The organism is Pseudarthrobacter sp. TE3704 (genome assembly GCF_056279405.1).
Map to the genome: position 1 here is coordinate 281858 of NZ_JBWCCJ010000001.1, position 24080 is coordinate 305937.

Here is a 24080-nt window from a genome sequence, read left to right on the forward strand (position 1 = left end):
GTGGCCCGGCCAAATGCGTCCCCTGCCGGCCGCCCTGCTGTCCGGCTGACAGTGGTGCGGCTGGCGACGGTGCTGGCCGCCGTCGTCGTGCTGGTCCTGACTGGATGCGGGGCAGCGCCCCCAGTGTCGGACGTTCGCCCGGCCGCTGAACTCAGTGGTGACTTCTTCACCCATGATCCAGCCCTGGTGAAGGGCGGGAACGGTGAGCCCTGGTTCATCTATTCGACGGGGAACGGCCAGGTGGCGGACGGCAACATTCAGGTGCGCCGTTCGGACGACGGCGTGAACTGGGAGTACGCGGGCGAGGTGTGGCAGGAGAAGCCGGCCTGGCTCAAGGAAGCGGTGCCGGGCGTGGACAACCTCTGGGCGCCGGAGCTCTACCAGCATGACGGCACCTGGTACCTGTACTACTCGGCGTCGACGTTCGGCAAGAACCTTTCCGTGATCGCCCTGGCCACCAACAGCACCCTGGACCCGGCAGACCCCGCCTACCAGTGGGTGGACCGGGGGCAGGTGATCTCCTCGAAAGGGGAGCGGTTCAACGCGATCGATCCCGGCATCGCCGAGGACGCGGACGGGACACCGTGGATGTCCTTCGGGTCCTTTTGGACCGGCCTGCAGCTGGTGCAGCTGGAGTGGCCGGGAGGGCTGCGCGCCGATGCCGCGGAGCCCATGGTGATTGCCGACCGGCAAGAGCCGCCGAACGCCATCGAGGCGCCCTACATCCTGCCGCATGACGGCGCCTACTACCTGTTCTTCTCCCGCGACTTCTGCTGCCAGGGGCTGGAGAGCACGTACAACATTGCCGTGGGCAGGGCGGACAGCATCAGCGGACCGTACGTGGATGCGGAGGGAAAGGCACTGCTCGACGGCGGCGGCACGCCTGTGCTGGGCGCGGCAGGCAACCGGGTGGGACCGGGCGGGCAGTCAATCTCCGGCGGAACGCTCGCCTACCACTACTACGCAAAGGACCTGGACGGCGCCTTCCGGTTGGGGTTGCTGGACCTGGAGTGGAAGGACGGCTGGCCCTCTGTGCCCCAGGACTGATTCGCTGCGGGCCGGGCGCTCAGGGTCAGCCGCCCGTGCCGACCGTTGATTCGCGCGGCAGCACCTGGAACGCCGTCTCGATTTCCCGGGGCGGCATCCCTTCCGGGTCCTTGATCCGCTCCATCAGCATGCGGATGGCAGTTTCGGCGATCTCGGTGCGGCCCGGATCCACGGTGCTGAGCGTGGGAAGGGAGTAGCGGGTCTCATCCAGGTCGTCGAAACCGATCACCGCAACATCGTCCGGGACCCGGTATCCGGCTTCCTGCAGGACGCGAACGGCACCCTGCGCCAGCGTGTCGTTCAATCCGAAGACGGCATCAAATTCGGCACCGCGGTCCAGGAGGTCGTGCATGGCTGCCGCACCGTTGGACCGGTGCCAGTCCACCACGTAGGCGACAATGCCGTCGTCGTACGGAATGCCCCGCGCTTCCAGCGCCTCACGGTAACCCCGCAGGCGCAGGCCGGCCGAGCCGATGACCTCCCCTTCGTGGGCACCCACCACGGCAATGCGCTTCCGGCCGATGTCCAGCAGGTGCTCGGTGGCTGCCCGGGCGGCGGTGACATTCTGCATGGTGACGTGGTCCGAGGCGCTGCCGAAGATGCGCTCGCCGAGCAGGACGATGGGCACGTCGGCCTTGATCAGGCCGGCGTCCTCCTGGCCGAGCGCCAGCGGGCTGAAGATCAGTCCGTCCGACATTTTCAGCCGCGGGCTGGCCATCACCTCGAGTTCGCGGCTGCGGTCGGCTCCGGTCTGTTCGATGAGGACCACCAGCCCCCGCTTGGCGGCGGCCTCGATCACGGCGTCCGCGAGTTCGGCGAAGTACGGCAGCTTTAGCTGGGGCAGGGCCAACGTGATGGCGCCCGTGTGGCCTGACCGGAGACTGCGGGCAGTGAGGTTGGGCCGGTATCCCAGTTCCTGGATGGCCTGTTCAACCTTGGCGCGGGTGGTGTCGCGGACGTGCGGGTGGTTGTTGATGACGTTGGAGACGGTCTTGAAGGACACTCCTGCCACGCGGGCAACGTCGTGCAGCGTAGCCGCCATGGCGGTTCCCCCTTGTGTCGGTCCAGGGCCTGGATGCCCATGAGGTTGATTTTACAACGTTGAATCCTTTGGCCGCTGTCCGCGGTGTCCTGCAGTCCGCAGGACACCGCGGAGCGGTCAGCGCCGCTTCCGGTCCTTGCCGCCGGAGCGTTCCTGCCGTTCGGCAATGCCGCGCTCGGCCCAGCGCTGCGACTTCCCGGCCGAGACCACCTTCTGGTGCCACTCCCGCTGGTAGGCGCGCTGGGCGGCAACATCGCTCCGTCGGGCGAGGGCTGCCAGCTCGCGCTGCAGCTTGAGGTAGCTGTGCCAGCGCCGATCGGTAAGCGTCCCGTCCGCGATGGCGGCCTGGACTGCGCAGCCCGGTTCGCTCTGGTGGGAGCAGTCCGCGAACCGGCAGTTCGCGGCCAGGTCCTCCACGTCCCCGAACATCTCGCCCAGGCCGTCCTCGGCGTCGAACAACCCGAAGCCCCGCACCCCAGGAGTGTCCATCAGGACTGTGCCGTTGGGAAGCGGCACCAGTTCCCGGGACGTGGTGGTGTGCTTGCCCTTGAAGTCACCGGAGCGCACCGCGCCGGTGGGCTGGACCTCGTGCCCCACCATCGCGTTGATGAGTGTCGACTTGCCCGCCCCCGAAGGGCCCAGGAGCACGATGGTCCCGCCGGGAGGGATGTGCCGCAGCAGTTCGTCAATGCCGTCACCGCTTTCCGCCGAGGTGGTGACCACCTCCACGCCGGCGGCTTGCAGGATGACTTTCGCGACGACGTCGTCCGCCACCTCGGCGAGGTCTCCCTTGGTGATGATCACCAGGGGAGTGGCACCGGAGTCCCAGGCGGCAACAAGGGTCCGCTCCAGCCGGTTGTGCGTGAGGGGCCGGTCCACAGGCACCACCACGCCCACCATGTCCATGTTGGCGGCCAGTAGCTGCGCGGCGGAGGAGTCCTCAAATGCCCGCTTGCGGCTGAGCTCGGACCGGCGGGGCAGGACGCCCAGGATCTGGCGTTCCCCGGCGCGGTTGGGTCCGATCCACACCCAGTCGCCGGTCACGGCAGCCTCGCCGGTCAGCGGGTAGGGCACGTGCAGGAGTTCGCCGTCCACGGCCACCAGCAGGAGGTTCCGGTCTACCCGGACCACCCGCCCCCGGCCGCTCGCTTCCGGCATGGTGTGGGCATCAAAATGGCGGGCCACCGCGGCTGTGTACCCGTAGGCGGATGGTCCGTCAGTGTGTAAAGGGTTGTTGGTTGTGGTGCTGTCCAGGGCGTTGCCTGAAGAAGTATTCACTGTGGTTACCTCGGGAAGGTCCCCGATGCACCAGGAAGCTCTGGCGGAACCAGGCTGAGGAACGCCGCCCGGAAATTGTCAGGCGGGGCAGGTGCAGTCGAGGGAAATGGTCTGGTTGATGGGTGCGGGGCGCTCAGGGCGCGCGGCAATCGCAGTCATCAAAACCACCTCCATTCCCTCGGGGATCCCCTACCCTGCCAAGCCACAGCAGGGGGACGGGACCCACTCTAGCCGCGGCCGCCGTCGGGGGCCAGATCCCCGGGAAGAAAAGCCGGATCCAGTACGCGCGGTTGTCAGCCCTGCAGCTCCAGTGCCCTCTTCTGGCGGGCGGAAATGGATGAGACGTACCCGCAGTTGCTGCAGGTGATGAGGTATTTCCGGGACGTGGTGAACGCCGGAATGAAGAACAGGGTGAACTTGGTGGCCCGCTCTTCAAGGTGGTGGTGGACAAACGAGCGGCAGTACTGGCAGCTCGCTGCCTTTCCCTGGAGTGCTTTCTGTACCGTCTTGAAGCCAAAGAGAAGGAACATGGCCGGCCTTTCGGGTAGTCCGTATGCTGATGGTACGTATGCTTATGAACCACCCTAGGTGGTCCGTCGCGTATTTCTCATGGTGCGGGTTCTGCTGCTGCGTGCGGGAGTGCGGTGCGATACTGGGGGCAGGCAGCATTCGGGCGTTTGGGGGACTTCGGAAACATGGCTCTGGACACGGCGACCCTCCGGATCGCATTCGGCCTGATGGCGCTGGTGCTGGTTGTCCTCTTCTACTTTTCCGCCTACCGGGTCACGCGCTCGCCGTACAGCGGCTGGTGGTGCCTGGCGCTGGTGTTTTTCCTGGCCGGTTCAGGATTTTTCCTGCTCGACGGCACGCCCCACCAGATCTGGTCCAACCCGCTTGGGAACGTGCTGCTGGTGCACGGCGGCGTGGCGGTCTGGGCAGGCGCCCGCTCCCTGCGTACTGTGCCGCCGCCCAAGTGGGCGTTTACGGGCCTCCCCCTGGTCACGCTGATTGCCTCCGTCCTGGACAACCCGGCCACCAACACATGGTCCGGCGGCCCGGTGTTCCTGGCCGCCATGAGCCTCTCCATCGGCCTGGCCTCACACGAGTTGTGGCGCCTGGAACCCGGTTATTCGCGCGTCAGGGTTCCCATGGCGGTGGCGGCGGGCGGACTGGCCGTCTTTTACTTCTTCCGCTGGCTGGTTTTCCTGGCGGAAGGCCAGCACGGGCCCACCTTCGTCACAGTCTTCGGTTCCGCGGTGACCACCATGGTGACCATGGTCCTGCTGGTGGTGGTTTCCTTCAGCATGGCCGCCCTGAGCAGCGAACAGCAGACCCGTGCCCTCCGGGTGGTGGCGTCCCGTGACGACCTGACCGGGCTGCTCAACCGGAAAGCCTTCCTGGACCTCGCGGCCGAGCAGTTGACGGACCATGACATCACCAAGGGCTCCGGCGCGCTGATCCTGGCCGACCTTGACCACTTCAAAAGGGTCAACGATTCCTACGGGCATGCCGCCGGGGACTTTGCTTTGCAGGCTTTCGCGGACGCCTGCACCGCCACCGTGCGGTCCACCGACCTGGTGGGGCGGTACGGCGGGGAAGAGTTCGTCCTCCTTGTCCCGGGGGCCAGCGCGGAACGGGCCGAGTTGATCGCCCAGGAAATCAGCCGGCGCCTGGCGTCGGCCCCCACGGTGGACGGGATGGAGATGCCCACCGCCAGTTACGGGATCTCCCTCTACGATTCGCGGACCCCCGACGTGGAGGAACTCATCGCCTCGGCCGACACCGCCCTGTACAGGGCCAAGTCATTGGGCAGGAACCGGACTGCCCGCAGCGACCGGATGACGTAACAGGTCGCCAGCCCCCGCAGCCTGCCGGACCCCGTTGTCAAACTGTGGCCTGCAAGGGGGGATATGGACCGGGGCAGCACTGAAGGCGGCTGATAAAATGGCCGGGTTGCAGGGCGGCCTTCATGCTGGTCCAACCAGCGCCGTATTCGAAGTAGGGGACCAGACGACATCATGACGGCAGGCGGGTCACACCTCGGGACTTCGGAGAGCAGGCTCGGCGCGCCCGCCAAGGCCTCCGGCCCGGCAAAAGGCCACGCCTACCTCGCCACCATTGAAGGTTTTGTTGGCTCCCTCATGATGTTCGTCGGTTCCATCGGGACCGGCTGGATAGCCAACGGCTCACCCATGATCCGGCAGCCGGTGGTCATCGCGCTCCGCACCGAAGGCTGGGGCGTCACCGTCTCCACCATCCTGCTGACTGTTGGCGCCATGGTTCTGATGCGGTCCTGGCTGCGGCTGGGGCAGCGGCTCGCGGACTGGGGAAAAAATTCACTGCGCTCCGTGGTGATCGCCATCTCCGCCTGGTCCCTGCCGCTGCTCTTCTGCGTGCCGGTGTTCTCCCGGGACGTGTACGCGTACACGGGCCAGGGCCGGCTGGTGATGGAGGGCCAGAATCCCTACGAGGTGGGCATCTCCACGCTCAACAACTGGTTCGCCCTCGGTGCCGATCCGGCCTGGGCGGAAAACCGGACGCCCTACGGCCCGTACTTCCTGTGGCTGGCACGCGGCGTGGTGGGGCTGACCGGAGCCCAGCCGGACGTGTCGGTCCTGCTCTTCCGCCTGCTGGCCGGCGTCGGCGTGCTGCTGTGCGTTATCTACGTGCCCAAGCTTGCGGAGCTGCACGGCATCAATGGCGCGCGGGCGCTGTGGATCGCCGTTGCCAATCCGCTGTTCCTGATCAGCTTCATCGCCAGCGCCCACAACGACGCCCTGATGGTGGGCCTCGCCGTGGCCGGCGCCTATTTCGCCGCCACGCGCCGCTACCTGCTGGGCCTCCTCCTGGTCACCGCGTCCATCGGCATCAAACCGATCACCGTGCTGCTGCTGCCGTTCATCGGGGTGATGTGGGCGGGCCCTTCGGCCTCGTGGCCGCGCAAGTTCCTGATGTGGGGCGCGACGGCGGGCATCAGCTTCGGCGTGCTGCTCCTGAGCGGCATCCCCTACAACCTGGGGATCGGCTGGACCTGGGCCATCATGGACCCCACCCCCGGCTACACAGGCTATTCGCCCTCAGGCTTCCTCGGCCAGCAGGTGGAAATGCTCGCCAACGCGCTGGGCCTTCCGGGCGGAACACTCGCCACCTGGCTGCGGACCGGCATGAAGTGGGCCGCCATCGCGCTGGTGCTGCTGCTGATGTTCCGCGGCGACTATTCGCGGGCGGTGCGCCGGATGGCGCTGGCGTTCACCGCCGTCGTGATGCTCTCACCCATCATCCAGCCCTGGTACATCCTGTGGTTCCTGCCGTTCCTGGCCGTTACCGGGATCCGGGACGACTGGCAGATCAGGTCCCTGTACGTGGGCGTCACGTTCTTTGTGGTGTTCGGCGCGCAGGACCAGCTCTCCGTGTGGTCCTTCGTGGAGCTGCCCATCGACGCGTCGTCCCTGGCGTTCGTGACGGCGCTTGCCTTCACGTTCTACCTTTTATTCCTCGATGTGCATACACGCAAGCTGCTGATCGAGGGCAGGCCGCTGGACCTGGCGAAACGCGGCTGGCGCTGGATCCTGGAGCGGCGGCACAGCCTGCAGAACACGGGCAACCGCTAGCTACGCGCCCGCGGCCACCGGCGAGGGCGTCTTCCGTCCGAGCTCGGCCGTCCGTTTCACGGACCACCAGAGCAGGACCACCAGGAGCACGTTGCGGGTGGTGAGGATGGCCGCCATCACAGGGTGCGCATGGATGAGCGGCGTGTAGAACAGCGGGTAGATCACGAAGGTGGTCATGGCGATGCCCATCAGCAGGGCTGCCGGCACCTTCCAGCGCTCCCAGTCGTGCGTGAGGCCGGCGATGATCACCGGCGCAAGCCAGATGATGAACTGCGGCGAGCCCACTTTGTTGAAGACGATGAACGCGGTGACCATCATGAGGGAACCTTCGAGGAACAGTTCCTCACGTTCGGCGCCGCGGTTCATCGCGCGGACCAGCAGGATGGCGGCCCCCACGGCGGCGAGGATGAGCAGCGGCTGCATCAGGAACGCCGCCGTGCCGGCCCCCGGGCCGTACACCTCGGTGGAGTTGATGGCCGTGTTGTCCGCCATTTTGGAGCCGGCGATGTTGAAGACGCTCAACCAGACCCAGGGTGTGGAGAAGGTGGCCTCCAGCTGCATGCCGCGCTCGCCCTGGTTGGTGAGGAAGTCCATGATGTGCGGCAGGCCGCCGGAAAGCCAGGTGCCCAGGGCCACGACGGCGGTGACGGCGACGCCGGACAGGACAACCTGGATCCGCTTGTGGCTGGCGATCACGATGGGCGCCAGCACCGCTGCCGGCCACACCTTGATCCAGGTGGCGATGCTGAGCAGGATGCCCGCCACCACCGGCCGCTCGGCGGCGTAGAGCAGCGCGATCAGGACAATGGGGGCGGTGATGCCTTCCACCCGGGCGAAGCTGAGGTAGCCCATGAAAACGGTGAAAAAGAGCCACCACCAGGCTGGAGCTATTCCGCTGACCTTGCGCGGTCCGCGGGTGAGGTAGAAGAGCCCGACGGCGTTGAGGGCTGCGATGACCAGGAACCAGACGAGGAGGTAGAGGCTTGGCCCTGCGATGTTCGCGAGGAAGATGGGGATCTGTGCCAGGACCGGGTAGACCCAGGGGCTGATTTTGCCGTCGAGGTCTGCTGGGTTGTAGCCGTCCATGGCCCACTGGCGGTACTGCTCGGTGTCGCTGAAGGTATCGCCGTGGAGGAAGAAGGACGCCATCCAGCCCAGGAAGTAGAGATGGACGACGGCGAAGCCCCACCACACGCTGGAAGGGCGGGCGAACCAGTCCACCACCTTTGCGGGAAGGACCCTGCTGCGGATGCTGACCAGGCGGTCAAAGAACCTCGTGGAAATGTCAGGACTCCTTGAGCGCGGGGGTTGCCGCCGGCGTCTTTTTGCCCAGCGAATACAGCCGGCGGACGCTCCAGAGGAACAGGACCACCAGGAGGACGTTCCGGATGGTCAGCACCAGGGCCATCCACGGGTTGTTGTGGCTGAGGGCGTCGTAGAACAGCGGGTAGATGAAGTACGTTGCAACGGCGATCACGATCAGCATGGTGGCCGGGACGCGCCACTCACGCCAGCTGTGCGCCAGTCCGACCGCGACGGCGGGGGCGAGCCACACCATGAACTGCGGGGAGCCCACCTTGTTGAAGACCACAAATGCCGTGGCGAGTGTCAGCGCGCCGGCCAGGAGGAGTTCGGTGCGGTCCACGCCCCCGCTGGCTTTTCCGTTGTGCAGTGCCCAGAACGTCAGGCCGGCCACCAGGAGTGCGGCGAGGATCAGGAGGGGCTGCATCAGGACGGACATGACGGCGGTACCAGGGCCGTCCACCTGCATGGAGTTGATGTCCGTGTTCATGTACATCCGCGAATCACCGACGTTCAGGACGGACAGCCAAAGCCACGGTGTGGTGAAGGTGGCTTCGAGCTGCATGCCGCGGTCACCCTGCTGGGTGAGGAAGTTCAGCAGTTTGGGGACACTGCCAACCGCCGCTGCAAGCGCAACGACCCCCGCCGTCGTCACAATTCCTGCCAGCACCACCTGCAGCCTGTTCTTCAGGACGGCGAACAGGGCCAGCATCACGGCGGCCGGCCAGACCTTCACCCAGGTGCCAATGGCCAGCAGGACGGACGCGATGAAGGGACGGTTGACGCCGTAGGCGAGGGCCACCAGCACCAGCGGGGCGGTGAGGCCGTCCACGCGGGCGAAACCCAGCCAGCCCATCATGAAGGTGAAGACAAGCCACCACCAGCCGGCAGGGATGGCCGGGGTGTTGCGGCCGCGTTCGGTGAGTTTGAGGAGGGCCCAGCCGTTGAGGAGGGTGGTCATCAGGACCCAGAGGAAGAAGAACGGTCCGGGCCCGGCGATGCCGGCGATGGCCATGGGGATGAGCGCGAGGATGGGGTAGACCCAGGGGCTGGGGCCGCCCGTGAGGTTGGCGTCGTCGAAACCGGCCATGGCCCAGTCGCGGTAAATGAAGGTATCGCTGAACGCCTCACCGCGGAGGGAGAGCGAGGCGGCGAAGACGAGGAAAACAAGGTGCACCACGATGAACCCGCCCAGGAGGCCGCGGCCGGTGTTCAGCCGGTCGCGCACCGGTGCCGGGAGGATGACGTTGCGGATCCGGGTGAGATTGCCGAAGAAAGCGTCGGTGGAAATGGCGGAATCCTTGTCAGGTCGTTGCACAGACAGGTCGTTGCGCAGTGGTGCACGGGTCATGCCGGGAGGCTTCTCCGGGGCATTGGAGGCGTTCAAAAACAGCTTCCACTCCCCATCAACTCTAAGTGACCACCCCTCGGGGCCCGTAATTGCTGTGCCTGCTGCCAGGAGTACGTGCCGCTGACCTGCGCTTCTTTATTACTTGATTTTTCAAGTTGCTGGCGGCGCCGTGCTAGGGCATTATGAACTGGGCAGTAAGATGCCCTGCCGCGTCGGTAGCTTGGGGGAGCGGAACGGCGCTTGTCCCACCCCTAAAACACTAAGGCTAGACCCATGACCGCCAACTTTCCTCTGACCTTGACCGTCGCAGACCGCGCAAGCATGGACAGCGAGCTCGACGCCGCTGTCACCGCTGCCAAGGCCCACGCCCTCGCTGAGAAGCGCCACGGCATCCTTGTCACGCGGCACGGCGCGGACAAGTTCACGGTGGCCCTGAGCGAGACGGTCCCCTTCGGCCTGACGCGCGAACACCAGGCCTGGTAGCCACCTTTTCCTGTTGAGACGGGTCCGGCGCTGCTAGCTGCCGGGCCCGTTTCCAGTTACACGGCCGCTGCGCTGCTGCAGCCTGTCGATATGCTTGGACGCTTCCGCTTTGCTGAGGTCCGCCGGGAGCTCTTCCCCTGCCTCCCGCGCCAGCGTGTCCAGGTAGCTCCGCTGCGCCGCGGTCATGGGTTCATCTCCCGTCACCCAATCTTCCGGGTCCCGGTTGAGGCCTGCGTCCGGTTCAGGCGTAGAGCTGCCGATGGTTTCCTTGTTTTCGCTCATGCCAGAAAGTCTAGGCTGGGCCCCCGACAGTTTGAACGCCCGGCTGCCCGGAAACCACCATCGAGGCGCTTTGAGCAGGCCTTCGGCGCCCATGATCTTGCCGCTTAATACACCGAACCCTCGAGCAGCTCGGAAAGCCGGCTTGCGGCACGCCGCAGTTCAGGAACTCCGGCCTTCAGTGTTGCTTCGCTGGCCGCCTCAACGGGACTGGTCAGCGAAATCGACTCGCTCGGGGGCCGCCCTGTCCTGTTGCGCACGGCAACCGCCACCGAGAGCACTCCCGTGGCACGCTCATCAGCGGAGTACGCGTACTCGGCTGCGGGTTCCGGCAGCCTTGAGCGAAGCTCGGCCGCCGTGAGGCCCGGGTCCTCCTGGCCTGCCGCAACAGCCGCCCGAACCACCTGCTGAAGCTCGTCATCGGACCATGAAGCCAGCAGGATCTTGCCCGCGGCGCCCAGCGTGAGGGGCAGGCGCTTGCCCAGCGGAAGGTCATAACGCAGGGGCGCTTCGCCATCCACGCGTGCCACCAGGATGCGCTCGAAGCCCAGCCGCGTGTACAGCGACGCCGTCAGTCCGGTCTGCGAGGCAACCTGCTGCAGGATGGGGCGGGCCGCGACCACGAGTGGATCGTTTTCCAGGAAACTCCTTGCGGCCGGCAGGACGGCCGGCCCAATCCGGTAGGACTTGCCCGTCTGGCTGACCATGCCGAAATCCTGAAGCACCCGCAGGATCCTCAGGGTGGTCGGGAGGCTCATGCCGCAGGTCTTGGCAAGATCACTGAGGCGCTGCGGGCGCTCGGCCCGCTGGAGTTCCGCGAAAACCTCCAGGGCCCTGGAGAGGGAGCGCATGTTGGAGGCCTTGGGGCCCTCCTCAGCCGGGGGTTCCGTTGATGTCGTCGTCGCCATTCTTTCATTCTATGTAAGTTCCTTGCGCTTGACAGTAGGTGTGTCTGCTGTCACTATTTCTCTGTACGCAATATAGTTTCATTCTGTGAAATACCGCAACGCGGAGTGAAAGCACGCACAGTGAGAAGGAATCCATGACAACGGAGTCAGTCACAGCCAAACCCGAAAGCCCTGCCCGGGTGGCACCGTCTGTGCTGGCCGGCATCGGCGCGTTCGCCGCCGTCGGCGTCTACGTCCTGGTCAGTTCGATTGAGCTCGGCCTGTGGACGTCGCTGGGCCCCGGCCCGGGCCTGTTCCCCTTCGCCATGGGCGCCGTCCTTGCGGCGATGTCCGTCGTCTGGCTGCTCCAGGAGCTCCGGCGGCCGAGCGAAACGGCCGAAGGCGTGGACCGCGGGCTGGTCATTGCCGTCGTCGTGAGCCTGGTGATCCTCGCGGCCGTGATGGACCTGCTCGGCTTCCAGCTGAGCATGTTCCTCTTCCTGATGTACCACCTGAAGCTGCGCGGCGGCAGGGCCTGGCCTTCCTCCCTGATCACCTCACTCGCCGGCAGCGTGGGCGCGTTCTACGCCTTCAACTACGGCCTCAACGTGGCACTGCCCGTCTCAGCCTTCCCCCTGCTGAACACGATCGGACTCTGAACGTGGATATCTTCAACGAACTTATGGGCGGCTTTGCGGCCGCCATGACCTGGCAGAACCTGCTCTTCGCCTTCCTCGGCTGCCTCCTGGGCACGATCATCGGCGTCCTGCCCGGCATCGGCCCGGTAGCCGGCGTCGCGCTGCTCATCCCCCTCACCCTGAACCTGGACGCCACCGGAGCGATCATCATGCTCTGCGCCATCTTCTACGGCACGGCCTACGGGGGAACCATCACCAGCGTCCTGCTGAACACCCCCGGTGAGGCTGCCTCTGCCATCACCACTATTGACGGCTACGCCATGACGAAGATCGGCAAGGCCGGCGCCGCACTGACCATCGCCGCCGTCGGATCCTTTGTGGGCGGCACCATCGCCACCCTGGGCCTGGTGGCGGCCGCCAAACCGCTGGGCGAACTGGGTCTGCTCGTGGGCCCGCCCGAGTTCTTCGCGCTGATGGTGGTGGGCATCTCCCTGCTCGTGGCGCTCGCCGGCAAATCCATGGTCAAGGCTGTCATTTCCGGCGCGCTCGGACTGCTGATCGCCATGGTGGGAATCGACCCCGTAGCCGGCGCACCCCGGTTCACCTTCGGCATGGACCGGCTCCTGGACGGCGTCAGCTTCGTCGCCGTGATTGTGGGTGTCTTCGGCCTGTCCGAACTGCTGTCCTACCGAAAGGGCAGCGCCACCCCCAACGTGCACGCCCCCAACCTGCGTTCCCTGCTTCCCACCGGCAAGGAATGGCGCCGCAGTGCCCCGGCCATGGCCCGCGGCACCGGCATCGGGTTTGGCCTGGGACTCATCCCGGGCATGACCGGCTCCGTGTCATCCCTGCTCTCCTACGGCGCCGAGAAGAAGTTCTCCCGCTACCGCAACGAACTCGGCAAGGGTGCCATCGAAGGCGTCGCCGGTCCGGAAACGGCCAACAACTCCCACGCCAACGCCGCCCTGATCCCGCTGTTCACCCTGGGCATCCCGGCATCACCCACCATCGCGGTGCTCATGGGAGCCTTCCTTCAGCAGGGCCTCACCCCGGGACCCACCCTCTTCACCGAACACTCCGACATCGCGTGGGCCATCATCGCCAGCCTCTTCATCGGCAACCTGCTCCTGCTGGTCCTGAACGTTCCCCTGGTGGGACTGTGGACCTCCATCCTCCGGGTTCCCACCACCATCCTCACCGCCCTGATCCTGCTCTTTATGGTCATCGGCGCGTACACCATCAACTTCAGCGTCTTCGATGTCTTCGTCATGATCGGGTTCGGACTCCTGGGCCTCGCCCTCCGGCACTTGGACATCCCGCTGGCGCCCATGGTGCTGACCCTGGTGCTCGGCCCCCTGATGGAACGCTCGCTGCGCGAATCCCTCGAAATCTCCCAGGGCGACTTCAGCATCTTCACCAGCCGTCCCATCTCCGCAGTCCTGATCGGCCTTGGACTGCTGATCATCTTCAGCCCGCTCCTCAAGCTCCGCAAGCCGAAGGCGCTCAACGAAGACCCCGAAACCTAACCCCCCGCACTTACCCCCCCAACACCCCCTTCAAAGGAGAAGAACCATGAAAACCCGTCCGCGTATCGCCGCCGCCCTCGCGGCTGCATCCCTGATCGCCCTGACCGGCTGCGGCGCCAATGCCGGAGCCACCAACGCCTCCGCCAACGACTTCCCCCGGAAGGGCAAGACGGTCGAGCTCGTCGTGGCCTTCTCCTCCGGCGGTGCAGTGGACACGGCCGCCAGGCTCATCCAGCCGATCCTGGAAAAGGAACTCGGCACGAACGTCGAGGTCATCAACAAGCCCGGTGCCGGCGGCCAGATCGGCTACACCCAGCTCACCAGCGCCGCACCCGATGGCTACACCATTGGTGCCACCGGTTCCCCGTCCGTGGTCGTTTCGCCCCTGGACCCTGCCCGCGGCGCCAAGTACACCCGCGACAGCTTCCAGCCCCTCGCCCGCCAGGTCATCGACCCCACCGTCATCGCAGTCCAGCCGGACAGCCCCTACACAACGCTGAAGGAACTCCTGGACGCCGCCAAGGCAAACCCCAAGTCCATGACCGCCAGCACCACCGGGCTCCAGACCGGTGAACACTTCGCCATGGCGCAGATCCAGGAAGCCACCGGTGCCGAGTTCGCCCCCGTGCACTTCTCCGAAGGCGCTTCCCAGGCCACCACTGCATTCCTGGGCAAGCACGTGGACATCCTCGTGGCCAACGTCAGCGACGTGGTTGACCTGACCAAGCAGGGCAAGGCCCGCGTCCTGGGCGTCATGTCCGCCGAAAAAGCACCCTCGCTGCCGGACGTTCCCACGTTCAAGGAAGCCGGCTACGACCTCATTGCAGGCACCGCCCGCGGCTACTCAGCACCCGCCGGACTGCCTGACGAGGTGGCGGAGAAGCTTGAAACGGCAATCCAGAAGGCCATCGAAGACCCTGCCGTGGTGCAGAAGATGAACGATCTGGGCCTGCAGACCAGCTACCTCTCCGGCGAGGACTACAAGCAGTTCTGGGCCGGACAGGAAGAGGACTTCAAGAAGGTCCTGCCGCTGGTCCAGAAGACCGACTGACCCTCCCACAATCACCGGACGGAAGAAACCATCATGACAACTCCAGCCATCGACACCATCGACGCCGATTTCCCCCGCCCCGACAGGGACGTGGTGGACCGCCTTGCCAAGCTTCCGGCCGCCAACATTGGTGACGCCATGGACCGGCTCGGCGTTGCGGACTCCGGCATCCAGGCCATCTGGCCGGGTGCCGTCCTCGCCGGTCCCGCCTTCACAGTGTGGACCCGGCCCGGGGACAACCAGGGTATCCACAAGGCGTTGGAGCTGGCCCGGCCCGGAGACGTCATCGTGGTCGCCGGCGGCGGCGACGCCTCCCGCGCCCTGCTCGGCGAGCTCATCGGCGAGCGTGCCATCAACCTCGGCATCGCCGGCTTCGCCCTGGACGGAGCAGCGCGCGACGCCGAGGCGCTGGGTGAGATCGGCATGCCCGTCTTCGCCCGGGCTACTTCCCCCGCCGGCCCGTACAAGAACGGCCCCTTCCGCCTGGGGACGCCCCTCGCCTTCGGCGGTGTCCCCGTGCTGCCGGGCGATGTGATTGTCGGCGACTCCGACGGCGTCGTAGTGGTTCCCCGGGACCAGGCGGCCGCCGTTGCAGAGGCTGCCGAAGCAGTTTTCGCCGACGAAACCAACCGCCGGCAAGCCATCGTGGCATCCCGTTCCTAGAGCAAGAAAGACAGAGAGAACAATGACAGCGGTAACCGTTATTGGCCTTGGCGAAGCCGGCGCCACCTACGCCGCGGCACTCCACGCCGCAGGCCATGAAGTCACCGGCTTTGACCCTGTTGCGCCCGCCACCCCTGCCGGCGTCACCCGGGCAGCAACCGCAGCCGAAGCCTGCACCGGAGCCGGCATCGTCCTGGTGATGACCGGAGCCGCCGCGGCACGCAGCGTCGCCGAGGAGTGCCTTCCGGTCCTGGAAGCAGGCAGCTGCTACGCGGACTTCACCTCGTCCTCGCCCGGTGTTATGCAGGAGCTCGGACGCCTGCCCGGCAAAGCCGACTTTGCCGACGTCGCCATCCTGGGTCCCGTTTCCGCGCTGGGGGAGAAGACGCCCCTCATGGTCAGCGGGCCCGGAGCCCAGGCTGTGGCTGACCTCCTCTCCCCGCTGGGAGTGGAGGTCGAAATTGCCGACGGTGAGCCCGGCGCGGCCATGGCGCACAAGCTCCTGCGCAGCGTCCTGATGAAGGGCCTCGCGTCGGTGGTGGTGGAGGCCGTGACAGCCGGCCGCGCCGCAGGACTCGAAGAGTGGATCCGGGCCCAGATCGCCAGCCAGTTGGCCGGCGACGGCCAAGCCGTGATCGACCGGTTCCTCACCGGCACTGCCAAGCACGCGGTGCGCCGGTCCAAGGAAATGCAGGACACGGCCAGCTACCTGGGCGACCTTGGGGTGCCGGCGGAGATGACCACGGCTTCCGCCGCCGCCCTGGCGCGGATGGCCCAGGAAACGGCACCAGCCTTGCGCTGACCGCAGAGTCGGGCAGAATCAGGAACGGGAATTACGTGAACCACCACCTAACCGGCGTCCCGCCGTCAGGAGCAGCAGCATGATCGGCATCTGGGCACTCGGCGCCTACCTTGCCGTGATCCTGCTGTGGACCACCGTGCTGAAGCGCAGCGTGGGCGAGGCCATGATCCTCGGCTTCCTGGCGGTGCTCCCGTTCACCGGTACGGCAGCGGCCCGGAGCGGCTGGGATGCGCTGTACTCGGCCTTCACTGACGAGATTGTCTACGCCACCATGGCATTCGTTTTTATGGGGTACCTGCTGGATAAAACCGGCGTGCTGGACCGGCTGATCGACCTGCTGAACTCACTGATCGGCGGAGTCAAAGGCGGGCCGGCCTGGGTGTCCACGGTGGCATCGGCCGGTTTGGGCAGCGTGGTGCACAACCAGGCGGCCATTGCGGCCACGGTTGGCTCGGTCACCATTCCCTGGATGGAGAAATCCAGGCTCGACAAGCCCGCGGCGGCAACCCTGGTGGCCGGCAACGCGGGCATGGGAATCACGTTTCCGTTCAGCGCCTCGATGTTCGTCCTGGTCGGATCCGCCACCGTCGGGCCCCTCCTGGACATCAACGCGCTGGTCATGCCGCTGCTGTTCGGCGGCCTGTGGTGCTTCCTGCACCGGCTGATCGTCACCTGGCTCCTGATCCGCAAGAGCGGGATGGCACCGCTCGATGCAGCGCACAGGCTGCCGGTGCGGGCCGCATTCGGCCGCGGCTGGGCCACGCTGCTGCTGTTCGTTGTGGTGGCCATTCCGCTGGTGATCACCTCCGGCGCCATGGCCAAGGGTCTTTCGGACTGGACCGGGGGCGATGTCACCAAGGCGGTCAGCGTCATCGTGTGGATTCCCGTGGTCCTGATCATCACCGGCCTCCTGCTGGGCCGGAAGAAGCTGCCCCGGGACGGCCGGGCGTGGTGGGCGCTGCTGCAGGACTCCGCGCCGCGCTTCGGGATTGTGGGCGTGACCGTGGTGTTCGCCTTCGCCGGCGCCAACGCCCTGGCAGCCACCGGGCTGCCGCAGCAGATGACGGAACTGCTGAACGGGATGAATCTGCCGCTGTGGCTCCTGGCCATCCTGATCGGGCTGATCGTCATCGCCGTGGCCGCACCGCTGTCCGCCACGGCCACCATGGCCGCCGTCGGAACAGTCGGCGTCGCCGCGTTGGTGGCAGCCGGCGTTCCGGCAACCACGGCCGCGGTGGCCGTCCTGGTCTTCTCCTCCTGCGAAGCGGCGGTCCCGCCCGGAGGCGCCCCGCTGTACGTGGCGTGCGGCATCGCAGATGTGGACCCCATCAAAACGTTCCTCCGGCTGCTCACCCACTACGCCCTGCCGCTGCTCGGTATCGGCGTCCTGATCATCCTCGGCATCCTGCCCATCTAAGGACTTCCACCATGCACACCATCCGAAGGGCCATCGAAGTCCTGTTCGTCCTCACCCTCGCAGCGCTGCTGCTTGGCGGCATTGTGTTCGTGGCCGGACAGGCCATCGCGCTGGTGGCCGGCCAGGGCCACTGGCTCACACTGCTCAATGACACCATCAAGGCACCCATCTGCATCGCGGCGTCCATCTGCGCCATTGCAGGTTTCCTGCTCAGCTACAAGCGCCACCAGAACCAGGAACAGCCACAGGAAGCAGGGGCACGGTGAGTCCTGCCGCCGAAGACGGACACTACCCAACATTCGCCGGGCTGCTGGAGCGGGAGGGCGCCCTGGCGGGCACCTCCTGGGGGCTCTTTCCGGACGCAACCCGCGGGACGCCGTCGTTCATTACTCCGCAGGCGGTGCTGGAAGCGCGGAACTGCATCCGCACTGGCCGCACCTTTGGCCTGGACTATCCGGCCGATGCCTTCGATCCCGGAATGTCACTCAAGCGCGGCGCTCCCGGGCACACCATCTACTCCTCGCACCCTGCCCACCGCGACGACTTCCTGGACGGGTACTACCTGCAGGGGTCAACGCAGATCGACGGGCTGCGGCACCGCCGGGCGGACGACGTGGGCTTCTACAACGGCACGCCGGACCACCGCATCAGCGAGGGCACGCCGGACCTTGGCATCCAGGAATGGGCGGACACCCCCATCGCGGGCAGGGGAGTGCTGCTGGACCTCGCCGGGTACCGGGCCGGGCAGGTTGCTCCCATTGACCATGCCGCAGGCGAACCACTGGGCCTTGACCTGATTAAGGCGGTGCTGGCAGCCCAGTCCGTGAGCCTCCGGCAGGGCGACGTCCTGATGCTCCACACCGGCTGGTGCGAGTGGTTCCTGGGCCTGCCGCCGGAGGACAAGCAACGGATGCGGGAGAGCCGACGGGCTACGGGCGTTGCCCAGTCGGAGGAGTTTGTCGGATGGGCCTGGGACCACCGGCTGGCGCTCCTCGCGGCGGACAACTTCGCCTTCGAATGCCTGCCTGCGCTGCCTTCCAGCCCATACCGCGACTCCGCCCCGAATGACCACGGCATGATGCACCAGCAGCTGCTCGCCAAGCTGGGCATGCCGCTGGGGGAGCTGTGGCGGCTGGGACCGCTGGCCCGGCACATGCGCAGTAGCGGCCAGTGGGACGCCTTCATCACCATCAAGCCGCTGAACATCACCGGCGGGACCGGATCGCCCGCCAATGCCACAGCCCTGATGTGACGCTTGCCTGAACCTGTCCCCTGAGCGTGTCCCCTGAACGGCGCCGCTACGGCAGCCGGGTAGGCCGCAGGAGGCTCGGAACGCCGGCCTGCCCGGGGTCCAGAGGAACGGGGCTGACCAGCACGGCAGGTCCGCGGTGCAGCAGGCCACTGGACAGTGCCCGGCAGCGGATGCCGCCCCGGCCCCGCATCGCTGCATGGGCGCCCGGTGCCAGCACCTCATTCATCCACGCGCACGGGTGCGCGGGCCGGCCACCGTGGAAATGGACCACCGACCCGTCGGACTCCAGCGCGAAGTCCGCACCCACGAGCGGAGCCAGCTGGGCGCCACGGAGTATGACGTTCCGCCGGGTGGCCAGCGGGTCAAAGGGTCCGGCGCCCAGTTCAGCGGCGATGGCTTCGAGGGATTCGACGGCGAACAGGGTCACCGCCGCGTCCATGTGGGCGGCCTTGCCGAAGAACCGGTCGCCCACAATCCCCTTGCCCGCCACCACCTCAGCCTGGGCGGCGTCAATGGTGGGAACATCCGCGGGCCCGTCCTTCGCCCGGCCGAAGTAGGCGTGCGAGGGCGACACCAGCAGGTGCAGGATCTCGACGCCGTACCGGTATGTTTCCGCTGGCTCAACCACCGACATACGCCGCCAGGTGCTCGCCGGTCAGTGTGGGCCGTGCCGCCACGAGCTCAGCCGGCGTGCCCTCGAAAACGATCCGGCCGCCGTCGTGCCCTGCTCCCGGCCCCAGGTCGATCAGCCAGTCGGCGTGCGCCATGACCGCCTGGTGGTGCTCGATGACGATCACCGATTTACCTGAGTCGACCAGCCGGTCCAGCAGTCCGAGCAGGTTCTCCACGTCGGCCAGGTGCAGGCCGGTGGTGGGCTCGTCCAGGACGTAAACGTCGCCCTTCTCTGCCATCTGGGTGGCGAGCTTGAGCCGCTGGCGCTCGCCGCCGGACAGCGTGGTCAGCGGCTGGCCCAGGCTCAGGTAGCCCAGGCCGACGTCGTCCAGCCGCTTGAGGATGGTCCGCGCCGGAGGGGTCTTGGCTTCACCCTCGGCGAAGAAGGCGGCAGCCTCCGTCACGGACATGTCCAGCACCTCGGCGATGTTGCGTCCGCCGAGCGTGTATTCCAGGACGGCGGCCTGGAAGCGGCGGCCCTCGCAGTCCTCGCACGGCGACTCCACGGTTGCCATCACGCCCAGCTCGGTGAAGATGACGCCGGCGCCGTTGCACGTGGGGCAGGCGCCCTCGGAGTTGGAGCTAAACAGAGCCGGCTTCACGCCGTTGACCTTGGCAAACGCCTTGCGGATGGGCTCAAGCAGGCCGGTGTAGGTGGCGGGGTTGCTGCGCCGGGACCCCTTGATGGCGCCCTGGTCGATCACCACCACGCCCTCGCGTTTCGCCACCGAGCCGTGGATCAGCGAACTCTTGCCCGAGCCGGCCACCCCCGTCACCACGCAGAGGACGCCCAGCGGAATGTCGACGTCGACGCCCTGGAGGTTGTGCATGGAGGCCCCGCGCACCTCGAGTGCCCCGGTCGCTTTCCGTACGGTCTCCTTGACGGAGGCGCGGTCGCCGAGGTGCCGGCCGGTGATGGTGTCGCTGGCCCGGAGGTCATCCACGGTGCCCTCGAAGCAGACCGTGCCGCCGGCGCTGCCGGCCCCCGGCCCGAGGTCGACGACGTGGTCGGCGATGGCGATGGTCTCGGGCTTGTGCTCCACCACCAGGACGGTGTTGCCTTTGTCCCGCAGCTGCAGCAGCAGCTGGTTCATCCGCTCGATGTCGTGCGGGTGGAGCCCGATGGTCGGTTCGTCGAAGACGTAGGTAACGTCGGTGAGCGAGGAGCCGAGGTGCCGGATCATCTTGGTGCGCTGCGCCTCGCCGCCGGACAGGGTGCCGGCGGGCCGGTCGAGGCTGAGGTAGCCCAGGCCGATGTCGGAGAACGAGTCGAGCAGGTGCTGGAGCCCTTTAAGCAGGGGGGCCACCGAGGCGTCCTTGAGCCCGCGGACCCACTCGGCGAGGTCGCTGATCTGCATCTGGCACAGCTCGGCAATGTTCTTGCCGTTGATCTTCGAGGACAGTGCTTCCTTGGTCAGCCGGGTCCCCTCGCATTCGGGGCAAAGCTGGAACGTCACGGCCCGCTCCACGAAGCGGCGGACGTGCGGCTGCATCGCCTCCACGTCCTTGGACAGCATGGACTTCTGGATCTTGGGGATGATGCCCTCGAAGGTGAGGTTGACGCCCTCCACCTTGATCTTGGTGGGCTCCGCGTAGAGCATCGTGTCCAGCTGCTTGGCGGTGAATTTCGCGATCGGCTTGTCCATCGGCAGGCCCATCCCCTCGAACAGCCGGCCGTACCAGCCGTCCATCGAGTAGCCCGGAACTGTCAGCGCTCCCTCGCTCAGTGACTTGCCGTCGTCGTACAGCGCTGTGCGGTCGATGTCACTGACGTTGCCCATGCCCTCGCACCGCGGGCACATGCCGCCGAGGTACACCGCCTGGCTCACCACGGCCTTTTCCACCCGGCCGCCCTTGTCCGTGGACATCACGCCGCTGGCTTTGCGGGTGGGCACGTTGAAGGAGTAGGCCGTGGGCGGGCCGACATACGGGGTGCCGAGGCGGCTGAAGAGGATCCGCAGCATGGCGTTGGCGTCGGTGGCGGTGCCCACCGTGGACCGCGGATTGGCGCCCATCCGCTCCTGGTCAACGATGATGGCTGTCGTGAGGCCCTCGAGGAAGTCCACCTCCGGCCGGGCCAGGCTCGGCATGAAGCCCTGCACGAAGGCACTGTAGGTTTCGTTGATCATCCGCTGCGATTCGGCGGCGATGGTGGCGAACACCAGCGAGCTCTTCCCGGACCCGGAGACGCCCGTGAACACGGTCAGCCGGCGTTTGGGCAGGTCGACGCTGATGTCCTTGAGGTTGTTTTCCCGCGCGCCCTGCACGCGGATCAGGTCATGGCTGTCGGCCACATGCGTGCTGTCCGAGGGCCTGCTGGCGCTGGTGGCCGTATCCGTGTCCGTGCTCATCGGGTCTCCATCTGTCATGCGGCGCGAAGGGGAGGCTGCGCTCGCAGCCTCCTTCGGCGTCGCTGGTTATCAGCCTACGGCTGCTGGTTGATGCGGACGGTGTTGCCGGCGGGGTCCCGGAAGGCGCAGTCCCGGATTCCGTAGGGCTGGTCGATGGGTTCCTGAACGACGTCGGCCCCGCTCGCCTCAACCCTGGCGAACGCTGCGTCCACGTCGGGGGAGGAGAGGACCACCGTTGCGTAGGTGCCCTTGGCCATCATTTCGGCGATGGTCCGGCGTTCGTCATCGGTGATGCCGGGGTCCGCGGCCGGCGGGTACAGGACGATGGAGACGTCCTTCTGGCCGGCCGGGCCCACGGTGATCCAGCGCATGGTGCCGCGGCCTACGTCGTTGCGGACTTCGAAGCCGAGGGCGTCGCGGTAGAACGCCATGGAGGCGTCCGGGTCGGTGTGCGGAAGGAAACTTGAGCTGATGGTGATGTCCATGGCAGTCATGCTAGTTGCGGCTCCGCGGCGGGCGCTTCTCGATTCCTGACCGGTCTTGAAACCTGCTTTTCGACGCACGCGGGGATTCCCGCCGTCGCACGTTCCGCCTCCTGTTTATAGGCGCTGGGCGGCATGCCCACCAGTTCGCTGAAGCGGGTGCTGAAGGTTCCCAGCGAGGAACAGCCGACGGCGAAGCACACCTCCGTGACGGAAAGGTCGCCTTTGCGGAGCAGCGCCATGGCCCGCTCGATCCGCCGGGTCATGAGGTAGCTGTACGGCGACTCGCCGTAGGCGAGCTTGAAGCGGCGGCTGAAGTGGCCGGCGGACATGTGGACGTCCTTGGCGAGGGACTCGACGTCGAGCGGCTGCGCGTACTCCCGGTCGATCCTGTCCTTGACGCGGCGGAGCCGGGTCAGTTCGCGAAGGTAGGGGTCTGTGGGGGTCACACCTCAGATCGTGCTACCTGGCCGGGGAGATGTCCAGACGTGGGGCACTCTTGGCCTCTTTATCCCGCTGTTGACGCGTGGTATTTTGACCGTCTCACCCCGCTTGCAAGGAAGCGATCCAAGGAGGAGGCCAAGTCATGAGTGATACCCATTCTGCCGGTGCGAACGTGGACGTCGTGGACATCCTGACCGCTGATCACCGGGACATGATTGCCCTGATCGCGCAGATCCATGCTGCCCCGGATGGAAGCCAGCGCCGGGACCTGGCGGACACTTTGATCGCGGAAGTGATGCGCCATGCGGTGGCGGAGGAGATGTTCGTGTACCCCGCCATTGAGGACCACGTGCCCAACGGTAAAGAGGAAGTGGAGCACGACAAGAAAGAGCACGACGACATCGTCAAGCTGATGAAGCAGCTAGAAAAGGCCGAGCCTTCAGATTCCTCTTTTATGAATCTGGTGCGTGAGCTCGAGGGACAGCTGACGCATCACGCGGGTGACGAGGAATCCGAACAGTTCCCGAAGCTGCGCCAGCACATCCCCCGGGAGAAACTCGTGGAGATGGGCGAGAAGGTGGAGAAGGCGAAAAAGCTGGCGCCCACCCGGCCGCACCCCAGCGCGCCGCATTCGGAGTTGTTCCACAAGACGGTGGGAGCCGGCGTGGGCATGGTGGACCGGCTCCTCGACAAACTCACCGGCCGGAAGACAGGCTCCTAGGACCGCGGATGGAGTGCGTTGTCCTGTACAGCCTGACCGAGGGCATCGACCGCTCGCTTGTTTTCGAGACGTACCCCCGCCATCAGGCCTACTTCGAAGCGTTCCATGCCGACGGCGGCGGGCTGATCGCGCTGGGCCCGTTCCTCTCGGAGGATCCTGCGGGCGCCTCGATGGGGATCTTTTCTTCGCGGGCGGAAGCGGAGCGGTTTATTGCTGGCGATCCGTTTGTGGTGGAGGGTCTGGCCGAGCCGCGGATCCTTGAGTGGGACGCGGTGCGGTTCGATTAGAGAGGTTGTTCTTGCTCTGGGGCTGGCTTTGTCAGGGTGAGGGCTAGGACCTTGCTTCGGGCGTGTCTGGAAACGCCGGTTCCGACCCTATTCTGACGGGTTCTCGGGGGCTGCCTGACGTCAGGTTGGGGTGTACTAGCCGAACGTTCTCTTGTAAAGCGCCGGAAACCTCGTGGGGCCGGGGTCCTCGACGTTAGCTGCCTAATTTCAGCTGCTCTTCGTTGACCCGGCCCCTTACCCGGTTACCCGCGTGGTTGCTTGGCGGATGCTTAAAAGAACTGTGTGGCCTGCGTTTTTTTTGGAGACTCTCAGCGGTGCTGCTGGGCCATCCATTGCCACAGTTTGATGCCGGCGTGAGAGGGGTCGTTGCGGGCGGCGTATATCCATGACCAGTGCCCGGGGAAGGTGTACCCGTTCCACGTGACGTTGCTGTAGAGGCTCATGATGGAGCCGGGGATCTGTTCGTGGGCGTGCACCGTGTTGGCTTGCGGGTC

At 66.3% G+C, this 24080-nt stretch carries 26 protein-coding genes; 14 read left to right on the forward strand and 12 right to left on the reverse strand.

What is annotated here, in order from left to right:
• The gene (locus ACZ9BC_RS01355; RefSeq protein ID WP_476244396.1) at positions 1 to 1047 is read left to right on the forward strand and encodes an arabinan endo-1,5-alpha-L-arabinosidase; all 1047 of its coding nucleotides are present in this window, start codon (positions 1 to 3) and stop codon (positions 1045 to 1047) included.
• A 25-nt stretch (positions 1048 to 1072) separates the two neighbouring features.
• On the opposite strand, the gene ACZ9BC_RS01360 is transcribed toward ACZ9BC_RS01355, so the two are convergent.
• The 3 genes from ACZ9BC_RS01360 to ACZ9BC_RS01370 all read right to left on the reverse strand — a co-directional run bounded on the left by ACZ9BC_RS01360 (position 1073) and on the right by ACZ9BC_RS01370 (position 3897).
• Positions 1073 to 2089 carry a LacI family DNA-binding transcriptional regulator gene (locus tag ACZ9BC_RS01360; protein ID WP_476244397.1) on the reverse strand — a complete coding sequence of 339 codons (1017 nt, stop codon included), beginning with the start codon at positions 2087 to 2089 and terminating at the stop codon, positions 1073 to 1075.
• A gap of 117 nt (positions 2090 to 2206) precedes the next feature.
• Complete coding sequence (gene rsgA, locus ACZ9BC_RS01365) at positions 2207 to 3367, reverse strand: ribosome small subunit-dependent GTPase A (RefSeq protein ID WP_476244398.1); 1161 nt, start codon at positions 3365 to 3367, stop codon at positions 2207 to 2209.
• Between the two features lie 293 nt (positions 3368 to 3660).
• Entirely contained in the window at positions 3661 to 3897 is a 237-nt protein-coding gene (locus tag ACZ9BC_RS01370; protein WP_476244399.1) for a zinc-ribbon domain-containing protein, read from the reverse strand.
• Positions 3898 to 4062: 165 nt separating this feature from the next.
• Between ACZ9BC_RS01370 and ACZ9BC_RS01375 the strand changes: the two genes are divergently transcribed.
• On the forward strand, positions 4063 to 5214 hold the full coding sequence (locus ACZ9BC_RS01375; RefSeq protein ID WP_476244400.1) for a GGDEF domain-containing protein: 1152 nt from the start codon (positions 4063 to 4065) through the stop codon (positions 5212 to 5214).
• A 171-nt stretch (positions 5215 to 5385) separates the two neighbouring features.
• Complete coding sequence (gene mptB, locus ACZ9BC_RS01380) at positions 5386 to 6978, forward strand: polyprenol phosphomannose-dependent alpha 1,6 mannosyltransferase MptB (RefSeq protein ID WP_476244401.1); 1593 nt, start codon at positions 5386 to 5388, stop codon at positions 6976 to 6978.
• Here mptB and ACZ9BC_RS01385 read toward each other — a convergent pair whose 3' ends face one another.
• Both ACZ9BC_RS01385 and ACZ9BC_RS01390 read right to left on the reverse strand, forming a co-directional pair.
• Entirely contained in the window at positions 6979 to 8202 is a 1224-nt protein-coding gene (locus tag ACZ9BC_RS01385) for a glycosyltransferase 87 family protein (protein WP_476244402.1), read from the reverse strand.
• A gap of 61 nt (positions 8203 to 8263) precedes the next feature.
• Complete coding sequence (locus ACZ9BC_RS01390; RefSeq protein ID WP_476244403.1) at positions 8264 to 9631, reverse strand: glycosyltransferase family 87 protein; 1368 nt, start codon at positions 9629 to 9631, stop codon at positions 8264 to 8266.
• 273 nt (positions 9632 to 9904) lie between these two features.
• On the opposite strand from ACZ9BC_RS01390, the gene ACZ9BC_RS01395 reads away from it, so the two are divergent.
• On the forward strand, positions 9905 to 10114 hold the full coding sequence (locus ACZ9BC_RS01395) for a hypothetical protein (RefSeq protein WP_079599040.1): 210 nt from the start codon (positions 9905 to 9907) through the stop codon (positions 10112 to 10114).
• 33 nt (positions 10115 to 10147) lie between these two features.
• Here the strand turns inward: ACZ9BC_RS01395 and ACZ9BC_RS01400 are convergent, their stop codons facing one another.
• Both ACZ9BC_RS01400 and ACZ9BC_RS01405 read right to left on the reverse strand, forming a co-directional pair.
• Positions 10148 to 10396 (reverse strand): DUF3072 domain-containing protein, encoded by a 249-nt coding sequence (locus ACZ9BC_RS01400; protein ID WP_079599039.1) that lies wholly within the window; start codon positions 10394 to 10396, stop codon positions 10148 to 10150.
• A 104-nt stretch (positions 10397 to 10500) separates the two neighbouring features.
• Positions 10501 to 11301, reverse strand: coding sequence for an IclR family transcriptional regulator (locus tag ACZ9BC_RS01405; RefSeq protein ID WP_476244404.1), 801 nt, complete (start codon positions 11299 to 11301; stop codon positions 10501 to 10503).
• 134 nt (positions 11302 to 11435) lie between these two features.
• Here ACZ9BC_RS01405 and ACZ9BC_RS01410 point away from each other — a divergent pair, with 134 nt between their 5' ends.
• The 8 genes from ACZ9BC_RS01410 to ACZ9BC_RS01445 all read left to right on the forward strand — a co-directional run bounded on the left by ACZ9BC_RS01410 (position 11436) and on the right by ACZ9BC_RS01445 (position 18629).
• A complete protein-coding gene (locus ACZ9BC_RS01410; RefSeq protein ID WP_476244405.1) occupies positions 11436 to 11939 on the forward strand; it encodes a tripartite tricarboxylate transporter TctB family protein in 504 nt (167 codons plus the stop codon).
• A 2-nt stretch (positions 11940 to 11941) separates the two neighbouring features.
• Positions 11942 to 13444 (forward strand): tripartite tricarboxylate transporter permease, encoded by a 1503-nt coding sequence (locus tag ACZ9BC_RS01415; RefSeq protein ID WP_476244406.1) that lies wholly within the window; start codon positions 11942 to 11944, stop codon positions 13442 to 13444.
• Between the two features lie 46 nt (positions 13445 to 13490).
• Complete coding sequence (locus ACZ9BC_RS01420) at positions 13491 to 14495, forward strand: tripartite tricarboxylate transporter substrate binding protein (protein ID WP_476244407.1); 1005 nt, start codon at positions 13491 to 13493, stop codon at positions 14493 to 14495.
• A gap of 33 nt (positions 14496 to 14528) precedes the next feature.
• The gene (locus ACZ9BC_RS01425; protein ID WP_476244408.1) at positions 14529 to 15158 is read left to right on the forward strand and encodes an RraA family protein; all 630 of its coding nucleotides are present in this window, start codon (positions 14529 to 14531) and stop codon (positions 15156 to 15158) included.
• 22 nt (positions 15159 to 15180) lie between these two features.
• Complete coding sequence (locus tag ACZ9BC_RS01430; RefSeq protein WP_476244409.1) at positions 15181 to 15960, forward strand: NAD(P)-dependent oxidoreductase; 780 nt, start codon at positions 15181 to 15183, stop codon at positions 15958 to 15960.
• 79 nt (positions 15961 to 16039) lie between these two features.
• Positions 16040 to 17377 carry a TRAP transporter large permease subunit gene (locus ACZ9BC_RS01435; RefSeq protein ID WP_476244410.1) on the forward strand — a complete coding sequence of 446 codons (1338 nt, stop codon included), beginning with the start codon at positions 16040 to 16042 and terminating at the stop codon, positions 17375 to 17377.
• Between the two features lie 11 nt (positions 17378 to 17388).
• The gene (locus ACZ9BC_RS01440) at positions 17389 to 17643 is read left to right on the forward strand and encodes a hypothetical protein (protein ID WP_476244411.1); all 255 of its coding nucleotides are present in this window, start codon (positions 17389 to 17391) and stop codon (positions 17641 to 17643) included.
• Entirely contained in the window at positions 17640 to 18629 is a 990-nt protein-coding gene (locus ACZ9BC_RS01445) for a cyclase family protein (RefSeq protein WP_476244412.1), read from the forward strand. The genes ACZ9BC_RS01440 and ACZ9BC_RS01445 overlap by 4 nt, the downstream gene beginning before the upstream one ends.
• A 46-nt stretch (positions 18630 to 18675) precedes the next feature.
• On the opposite strand, the gene ACZ9BC_RS01450 is transcribed toward ACZ9BC_RS01445, so the two are convergent.
• The 4 genes from ACZ9BC_RS01450 to ACZ9BC_RS01465 all read right to left on the reverse strand — a co-directional run bounded on the left by ACZ9BC_RS01450 (position 18676) and on the right by ACZ9BC_RS01465 (position 22583).
• On the reverse strand, positions 18676 to 19257 hold the full coding sequence (locus ACZ9BC_RS01450; protein WP_476244413.1) for an MOSC domain-containing protein: 582 nt from the start codon (positions 19255 to 19257) through the stop codon (positions 18676 to 18678).
• Entirely contained in the window at positions 19250 to 21652 is a 2403-nt protein-coding gene (locus ACZ9BC_RS01455) for an ATP-binding cassette domain-containing protein (RefSeq protein WP_476244414.1), read from the reverse strand. Before ACZ9BC_RS01455 ends, ACZ9BC_RS01450 begins: the two co-directional genes overlap by 8 nt.
• 74 nt (positions 21653 to 21726) lie before the next feature.
• Positions 21727 to 22146, reverse strand: a complete 420-nt coding sequence (locus ACZ9BC_RS01460; protein ID WP_476244415.1) for a VOC family protein — start codon at positions 22144 to 22146, stop codon at positions 21727 to 21729.
• Positions 22143 to 22583 (reverse strand): helix-turn-helix transcriptional regulator, encoded by a 441-nt coding sequence (locus ACZ9BC_RS01465; RefSeq protein WP_476244416.1) that lies wholly within the window; start codon positions 22581 to 22583, stop codon positions 22143 to 22145. Before ACZ9BC_RS01465 ends, ACZ9BC_RS01460 begins: the two co-directional genes overlap by 4 nt.
• Positions 22584 to 22720: 137 nt before the next feature.
• Here ACZ9BC_RS01465 and ACZ9BC_RS01470 point away from each other — a divergent pair, with 137 nt between their 5' ends.
• Entirely contained in the window at positions 22721 to 23299 is a 579-nt protein-coding gene (locus ACZ9BC_RS01470; RefSeq protein ID WP_476244417.1) for a hemerythrin domain-containing protein, read from the forward strand.
• Between the two features lie 8 nt (positions 23300 to 23307).
• On the forward strand, positions 23308 to 23586 hold the full coding sequence (locus tag ACZ9BC_RS01475) for a YciI family protein (protein WP_476244418.1): 279 nt from the start codon (positions 23308 to 23310) through the stop codon (positions 23584 to 23586).
• A gap of 308 nt (positions 23587 to 23894) precedes the next feature.
• On the opposite strand, the gene ACZ9BC_RS01480 is transcribed toward ACZ9BC_RS01475, so the two are convergent.
• Positions 23895 to 24062 (reverse strand): hypothetical protein, encoded by a 168-nt coding sequence (locus ACZ9BC_RS01480; RefSeq protein WP_377204721.1) that lies wholly within the window; start codon positions 24060 to 24062, stop codon positions 23895 to 23897.
• Positions 24063 to 24080: the final 18 nt, after the last annotated feature.

Excerpts from the sequence above, each read along its gene's own strand:
- ACZ9BC_RS01360 (WP_476244397.1), bottom strand. The coding sequence starts at position 2,089 with ATGGCGGCTACGCTGCACGACGTTGCCCGCGTGGCAGGAGTGTCCTTC.
- ACZ9BC_RS01370 (WP_476244399.1), bottom strand. The coding sequence starts at position 3,897 with ATGTTCCTTCTCTTTGGCTTCAAGACGGTACAGAAAGCACTCCAGGGA.
- ACZ9BC_RS01375 (WP_476244400.1), top strand. The coding sequence starts at position 4,063 with ATGGCTCTGGACACGGCGACCCTCCGGATCGCATTCGGCCTGATGGCG.
- mptB (WP_476244401.1), top strand. The coding sequence starts at position 5,386 with ATGACGGCAGGCGGGTCACACCTCGGGACTTCGGAGAGCAGGCTCGGC.
- ACZ9BC_RS01390 (WP_476244403.1), bottom strand. The coding sequence starts at position 9,631 with ATGACCCGTGCACCACTGCGCAACGACCTGTCTGTGCAACGACCTGAC.
- ACZ9BC_RS01395 (WP_079599040.1), top strand. The coding sequence starts at position 9,905 with ATGACCGCCAACTTTCCTCTGACCTTGACCGTCGCAGACCGCGCAAGC.
- ACZ9BC_RS01400 (WP_079599039.1), bottom strand. The coding sequence starts at position 10,396 with ATGAGCGAAAACAAGGAAACCATCGGCAGCTCTACGCCTGAACCGGAC.
- ACZ9BC_RS01405 (WP_476244404.1), bottom strand. The coding sequence starts at position 11,301 with ATGGCGACGACGACATCAACGGAACCCCCGGCTGAGGAGGGCCCCAAG.
- ACZ9BC_RS01410 (WP_476244405.1), top strand. The coding sequence starts at position 11,436 with ATGACAACGGAGTCAGTCACAGCCAAACCCGAAAGCCCTGCCCGGGTG.
- ACZ9BC_RS01420 (WP_476244407.1), top strand. The coding sequence starts at position 13,491 with ATGAAAACCCGTCCGCGTATCGCCGCCGCCCTCGCGGCTGCATCCCTG.
- ACZ9BC_RS01425 (WP_476244408.1), top strand. The coding sequence starts at position 14,529 with ATGACAACTCCAGCCATCGACACCATCGACGCCGATTTCCCCCGCCCC.
- ACZ9BC_RS01430 (WP_476244409.1), top strand. The coding sequence starts at position 15,181 with ATGACAGCGGTAACCGTTATTGGCCTTGGCGAAGCCGGCGCCACCTAC.
- ACZ9BC_RS01435 (WP_476244410.1), top strand. The coding sequence starts at position 16,040 with ATGATCGGCATCTGGGCACTCGGCGCCTACCTTGCCGTGATCCTGCTG.
- ACZ9BC_RS01440 (WP_476244411.1), top strand. The coding sequence starts at position 17,389 with ATGCACACCATCCGAAGGGCCATCGAAGTCCTGTTCGTCCTCACCCTC.
- ACZ9BC_RS01455 (WP_476244414.1), bottom strand. The coding sequence starts at position 21,652 with ATGAGCACGGACACGGATACGGCCACCAGCGCCAGCAGGCCCTCGGAC.
- ACZ9BC_RS01460 (WP_476244415.1), bottom strand. The coding sequence starts at position 22,146 with ATGACTGCCATGGACATCACCATCAGCTCAAGTTTCCTTCCGCACACC.
- ACZ9BC_RS01470 (WP_476244417.1), top strand. The coding sequence starts at position 22,721 with ATGAGTGATACCCATTCTGCCGGTGCGAACGTGGACGTCGTGGACATC.
- ACZ9BC_RS01475 (WP_476244418.1), top strand. The coding sequence starts at position 23,308 with ATGGAGTGCGTTGTCCTGTACAGCCTGACCGAGGGCATCGACCGCTCG.